Below are 5,665 nucleotides of genomic sequence, written 5' to 3'. Positions count from 1 at the left end.
CATTTCCAAATCGACTGAGCCTGTATTCCTCTACAGCGATATGCCGATGGAGGATATGGCAGCTGATCTGGATTTTTCCAAGAAATATATGCTCGGACTGGCCCTCCTGCTGAAAAAGGGCCTGCATCTGAACATCATTCACAGCCTCAACCGTCCGTTTCAGGAGATGATGCTGGGATTGGAAAGCCACATCCCCCTCTATATGACCGGGCAGATCTCTCCTTACTATCTTCAGAGCGCACCGAACACTGTTTTTTGCCACTTTCTGAAGGTTTCCGGCTCCGCCGCGCTTTCGGGCGAGTGTATTGCAGGCTGTCATGAAGACGGAATGTATCGCCTTTCAAGGGGAAAGCGTGATCTGGCCTATTACCGGAAGCGTGCAGATGATCTGCTGCAGAAAGCGAAGCCCCTGATGGACATTTATCGAGAGACGTCGCAAAATGAACTGAATGCCTTTCTGGCGGCAGACAGCGAAACCGCCGGGAAGCGTCGAAATCTTCTGTCTGCACCGCCTATCTATACGGCAACGCCCGAATTTCTGACGACATTTCTGACAGTTCGCCACATACCGGAGGCGGAGCAGCGGAAAATTCTTTCTTTTGCAGAACAGCAGCGCATCCTCTTCCTCCGCGTGCTGCAGGACAATCATGTCAGGGATGAACTTCCACTGCTGACACAAGCTGAATTTGAGGAGACCTCCGTCTCTCTTCCGGTTTCCGGCCTGTTTCCGGAGCACGATTTCCTCTATAGCTACAAGGAATATCTGGAGCATCTCCGTCTGACGGAAAATTTTGAAAAGTGCCAGCCGAACTATTCCCTGGAATTGGTGCATTTTCAGCCGTTCAGCAATCTCAATATCCTGATTCACGAAGGGAAATGGGCAATGGTATCAAAGAATAAAGCGCCGTGCATTCATTTCGTCATTCGCCACCCCAAGCTGCGCCGTGCAATTGAGCGCTTTATTCCTCCGATCATAGAGTGCGAATAAGCCACGGTGCGCGGGTACATCGGGCGGCATTACGTCATTGCATTTCTTTCCTCCAAAATTGGGGGGCCGCGCAGGTTCTCCGATAACCTGCCTTATCCTTGACAATGCTGTGGCGTATCTGCATCCGTTTCATGCCTTTTACTCCGCATCCAGCGGCTTTGTGATTCCCGTCCGCCGCTCCCTGGCCAGTCCGCCTGCCAGCACGGTGTCCGCTCCGGTAAAGCGCGCCCGCCGGATGACGCCCTCGCCGTATTTTTCACGCAGAGCATCCACGGTCCCGTCCAGGATCGCCTTGCGGGCATACTGCTGCGCGCCGCCCACGGCAAACAGGTCAAGCTGGCGCGGCTGCGGCTCCTCCAGCCTTGTGGCCTGCACACCGAGCTGGCGCAGCGGCGTTTGCCCGTCCCATGCCTCGGCAAAGACCCGGCAGGCGCAGCGGAACAGCTCCTCCGTCCCGTGCACGGCCTCCCGCAGCATCGTCTGGTGAGAAAACGTGACGAAATCCGCGCTCCGCAGGCTCACGGAAATGCACCGCGCCGCCTTGCCGTCCCGCCGCAGGCGCATGGCGACCGTTTCGCAGAGCGACAGCAGCACGCGCTGCGCATCTACCTCCGTCCTGACATCGGCGGGCAGTGTTGTGGAATTACCGTAGCCCTTGTTCGCCTCCGGCTGCGGCAGCAGCTCCTCGCTGCACCGGCCGTTTGCCGAGTGCCACAGTGCCAGTCCCGGCTTATTCAGATAGTGCAGCACCAGCTCCGGGTCTGCCTGCGCCAGCTCGCCGATCGTGTGGATGCCGATGCGGTTGAGCCGGCGCTCCGTGGCAGGCCCGAGCATAAACAGCTCCCGCACCGGCAGCGGCCAGAGCTTCTGCGGCACCTCCTCCGGGAACAGCGTGTGGACCTTGTCCGGCTTTTCAAACTCCCCTGCCATTTTGGCCAGCAGCTTATTGGAGGAGATGCCAATATTCACCGTAAAGCCCAGCTCCTCGCGGATGCGCGCGCGCAGCAGCTCCGCCGCCGCGACCGGCGAGCCATAAAGCCCCTCCGTGCCGCTCAGGTCGGCCCACGCCTCGTCGATGGAATACTGCTCCACGACCGGCGCGAATTCCCGCAGCAGGGCGATGAAGCGCCGCGAGGCCTCTACATACAGCGCATAGTCCGGCGGCACGAGCTTCAGCCCCGGACATTTTTGCTGCGCCAGAAAGATCTGCTCGCCTGTTTTCACGCCGCACTTTTTCGCTGGAATGCTCTTGGCCAGAATGATGCCGTGCCGTTCTGCACGCTCCCCGGCCACGGCGGAGGGAATGTCGCGCAGGTCCTCCTGTTCGCCCAGCACCCGCACGCGGTAAGCCGCCGACCACGACAGGAACGCGCTGTTCACATCCACATGAAAGATCACCCGGGGCATCCGTACACCACCCGGAAAAGCGTCCAGCGATGTGTCCGCACGGTATAGCGCAGCTCCAGCAGCGCCTCCTGCTGCCCCAGCTGCGTCTTGCAGAGGTACTGGATTGCCTCCACCCCGGCATAGGAGATCGGCCGGGAGCAGACGACCTGCCGGATCGGGACGGTGCGCAGCATATGCTCGCCGTCCTCCATGCGGAAGCGGATCGGCGTCAGCGCTCCGTCCGCCGCGCAGACGGAGATCATTTCGATCTGCCGGTTCACGATATCCTCCATGCGCTCACCTCCGCTTGTTTCTGCTCTCATTATATCAAACATTTGTTCGTAAATCAAGGCAGAAATCCGTAGGGAAGGATTTGCATTTTGTGGGAAATTCTGCTAAAATAATGATGGAAAAGAATACGCGGATGTCCCGGTCACGTTTTCGCCAAAGGCTGCCTGCTATCCAACCTCGTCCTATGAGATCGCTGCGTCGCTTCGCTCCTCGCAATGACACGTCAGGATAATGCAACGGGTGTCCTTCGGCCATTGAATGTTCCCCTACCGGGCGCTCACCGCCGCACACCGGCTCTCGATCTTTCCCATTTATATCGAAATCCTTTCTGGAGGAACCTATGCTGAACTATCGCTGTCTCGTGCTCGATCACGACGATACCGTCGTGCGCAGCGAGGAGACCGTTAATTATCCCAGCTTTCTCGAAGCCCTGAAGGTGCTTCGCCCCGGCAGAACCATCACACGCGAGGAATTCACCCGTTGGTGCTTCTCCCCTGGCTTTTCCGCTCTTTGCAGCGACTATATCGGCCTGACGCCCGAGGAGATCGACGTGCAGTATGACATGTGGCGAAGCTATGTCGCCACACATATCCCGCCCCCCTATGACGGCCTGCGCCCCATCCTGACGCGCTGGAAGCAGGAGGGTGGCCTGCTGTGCGTCTCGTCGCACTCCGCGCGTGAAAACATCCTGCGCGATTACCGGCTGTACTTCGATCTGGAGCCGGATCAGATTTTCGACTGGGACCTCGGCGAGGACCGCCGCAAGCCATCGCCCTACGCCCTGCAGGAGATCATGCGGCTGTATGACCTGCGTCCGGATGAGCTATTGATGGTGGATGATCTCAAGCCCGGCTATGACATGGCCCACGCCTGCGGCGTGCCGTTCGCCTGCGCGGGCTGGTCGCACGACGACCCCGAGATCCGCGCTTTTCTGCGCCGCTTCAGCGATTTTTATCTCGAGACCGTGCAGGAGCTCGAGCCGCTGCTGTTTGGTGCTTGACAAATATGATATAATAGAAAATAACAGGAAAGCGGGGTGAACAGATGGAGAAGACCGGCGTCAAGATCGTTGCCAAAAATTCCAAGGCGTTTCATGAATATTTCGTCGAGGAGCGCTTCGAGGCGGGCATTGAGCTGTTCGGCACGGAGGTCAAGTCCATCCGGCTTGGCACCCTGAACCTCAAGGACGCCTGGTGCAGCGTGAAGGACGGAGAGCTCTGGGTGCGGCAGATGCATATCAGCCCCTATGAAAAGGGCAACATCTTCAATAAGGACCCTATCCGCCCGCGTCGCCTGCTCATGCACAAGCGTGAGATCCAGCGGCTGGCCTCCAAGGTCCAGCTCGACGGCTACGCCATCGTTCCGCTCTCCGTTTATCTGAAAAACTCCCGCGTCAAGGTCGAGGTCGCGCTGTGCAAGGGCAAAAAGCTCTATGACAAGCGGCAGGACGCCGCCAATAAGGACGCGCGCCGTCAGATCGACCGCGCGATGAAAGAAAGGAATCACTGACCATGGAAAATCCTGTTGTGACCATTGAAATGGAAAACGGCGGCATCATCACCGCCGAGCTCTACCCGGATGTCGCGCCGCAGTCGGTCTATAACTTCATCTCGCTGGCAAACAGCGGCTTTTATGACGGCCTCATCTTCCACCGCGTCATTCCCGGCTTCATGATCCAGGGCGGCTGCCCCGAGGGCACCGGCATGGGCGGTCCCGGCTACTGCATCAAGGGCGAGTTCCTGTTCAACGGCGTGGACAATAAGCTGAAGCATAAGCGCGGCGTGCTGTCCATGGCGCGCGCGCAGTCTCCGAACTCCGCCGGTTCGCAGTTCTTCATCATGCATCAGGACGCGCCGCATCTCGATAAGCAGTATGCTGCGTTCGGCAAGGTGCTCTCCGGCATGGAGGTCGTCGACGCCATCTGCCAGGTCAAGACGGACCGCAATGACCGCCCGGAGACCGAGCAGAAGATGAAGTCTGTCCGCGTCGATACAAAGGGTGAGACCTATCCGGAGCCGAAGAAGCTCAAGGATCCCTACGGCAGATTTTAATTTGTAAGCTTTCGCAGGAGGCAGGCTCTCCCCTGCCTCCCGCGCAGCCCATATTTTCTCGATCCGGGGGCGTACCGGTTTCGACGGGGGTAGTGAGGCTGGAATAGCGGGCCGTGGCGCCTGGCCACGATAAAACGGGCAACTTTTTAAAATTAACTGACAACAATCAGTACGCACTGGCTGCCTAATTAGGCGCCCATCCGCCCCGGAAGGTCCACGAGCCGGGCTCGGGTGTGATTTGAGTGGAGACCGTGCGTGCGGTAAGCTTTGCCCGCACCATGCATCATGAAGCTACCAAATCCGGCAGGGTGTCCGTTCCCGTCCGGATGAGGGAATGTAAATAACGGACTGCGCCCGGAGAAGTTCCAGTCAAGTTGCTTTCGGACGGGAGTTCGACTCTCCCCGCCTCCACCAAACAAGGTTCGGACGAACACCTATTTCTTCAGCGGCGGTTTCGCCGTGAAATGTTCGCTCTGATCCGCAACAGAAAAACGCCGTCTTGGGAGGAAACCCGAGACGGCGCTTTTTTATATTTCTGAAGCGTTCTAAAACTTCACAACAGGGTTATTTTGGAATATGTTTATCAACGGAATGCTACCGTTTTCGGCTTTTTATGATATAATATGAATACACCATAAAATCAAGGAGGGATAACAATGCCAATGTATTTGAAGCGCGATACTATAAGACTATTGGAAGCAAGTGTCGAATCAATTAGTTTGGCCGTTGCTGCATTGGGATTACCACGACGATATGAGTCGCGTGAGCCTGCATCTGAGAATTCGATTGCCATCGGACTTGCTGGGGTTTCAGCAGAGTTGGCAATGAGCGCAATAATTGTTCAGGCCAAAGGTGAGCAGGCACTTCGTTTCCCCTCAAATTTTTATAAGACGGGGTCTCACATTGTCGATGACTTTAGATTGCTTATTACATCCCAAATCCCTAAGAT

At 57.1% G+C, this 5,665-nt stretch carries 7 protein-coding genes and 1 other RNA gene; 6 read left to right on the top strand and 2 right to left on the bottom strand.

From position 1 onward, the window contains the following. Positions 1-988: hypothetical protein (locus ACMKFF_RS04990; protein ID WP_419496248.1), on the top strand; the 988-nt coding region annotated here is incomplete at its 5' end. Between the two features lie 138 nt (positions 989-1,126). Here the strand turns inward: ACMKFF_RS04990 and ACMKFF_RS04985 are convergent. Continuing rightward, the gene (locus ACMKFF_RS04985) at positions 1,127-2,395 is read right to left on the bottom strand and encodes a DNA polymerase Y family protein (protein WP_419496247.1); all 1,269 of its coding nucleotides are present in this window, start codon (positions 2,393-2,395) and stop codon (positions 1,127-1,129) included. Then, positions 2,383-2,667 (bottom strand): hypothetical protein, encoded by a 285-nt coding sequence (locus ACMKFF_RS04980; protein WP_418464888.1) that lies wholly within the window; start codon positions 2,665-2,667, stop codon positions 2,383-2,385. The genes ACMKFF_RS04985 and ACMKFF_RS04980 overlap by 13 nt, the downstream gene beginning before the upstream one ends. A 338-nt stretch (positions 2,668-3,005) precedes the next feature. On the opposite strand from ACMKFF_RS04980, the gene ACMKFF_RS04975 reads away from it, so the two are divergent. The 5 genes from ACMKFF_RS04975 to ACMKFF_RS04955 form a co-directional block, all read left to right on the top strand. Further along, positions 3,006-3,665 carry an HAD family hydrolase gene (locus tag ACMKFF_RS04975; protein ID WP_419496246.1) on the top strand — a complete coding sequence of 220 codons (660 nt, stop codon included), beginning with the start codon at positions 3,006-3,008 and terminating at the stop codon, positions 3,663-3,665. Positions 3,666-3,709: 44 nt separating this feature from the next. Continuing rightward, positions 3,710-4,174: an SsrA-binding protein SmpB gene (smpB, locus tag ACMKFF_RS04970; RefSeq protein ID WP_417323919.1), complete on the top strand. Its 465-nt coding sequence runs from the start codon at positions 3,710-3,712 to the stop codon at positions 4,172-4,174. 2 nt (positions 4,175-4,176) lie between these two features. Then, complete coding sequence (locus ACMKFF_RS04965; RefSeq protein ID WP_417323920.1) at positions 4,177-4,716, top strand: peptidylprolyl isomerase; 540 nt, start codon at positions 4,177-4,179, stop codon at positions 4,714-4,716. A gap of 65 nt (positions 4,717-4,781) precedes the next feature. Continuing rightward, positions 4,782-5,130: a transfer-messenger RNA gene (gene ssrA / locus ACMKFF_RS04960) on the top strand. Between the two features lie 242 nt (positions 5,131-5,372). After that, a partial coding sequence (locus ACMKFF_RS04955) for a hypothetical protein (RefSeq protein ID WP_419496245.1) occupies positions 5,373-5,665 on the top strand: 293 nt, incomplete at its 3' end.

The organism is Faecousia sp. (genome assembly GCF_048519415.1).
Classification (GTDB): domain Bacteria; phylum Bacillota; class Clostridia; order Oscillospirales; family Oscillospiraceae; genus JAZOXB01.
The sequence above is the reverse complement of the archived record's forward strand: the minus strand, read 5'-3'. Positions and strand labels throughout refer to the sequence as shown.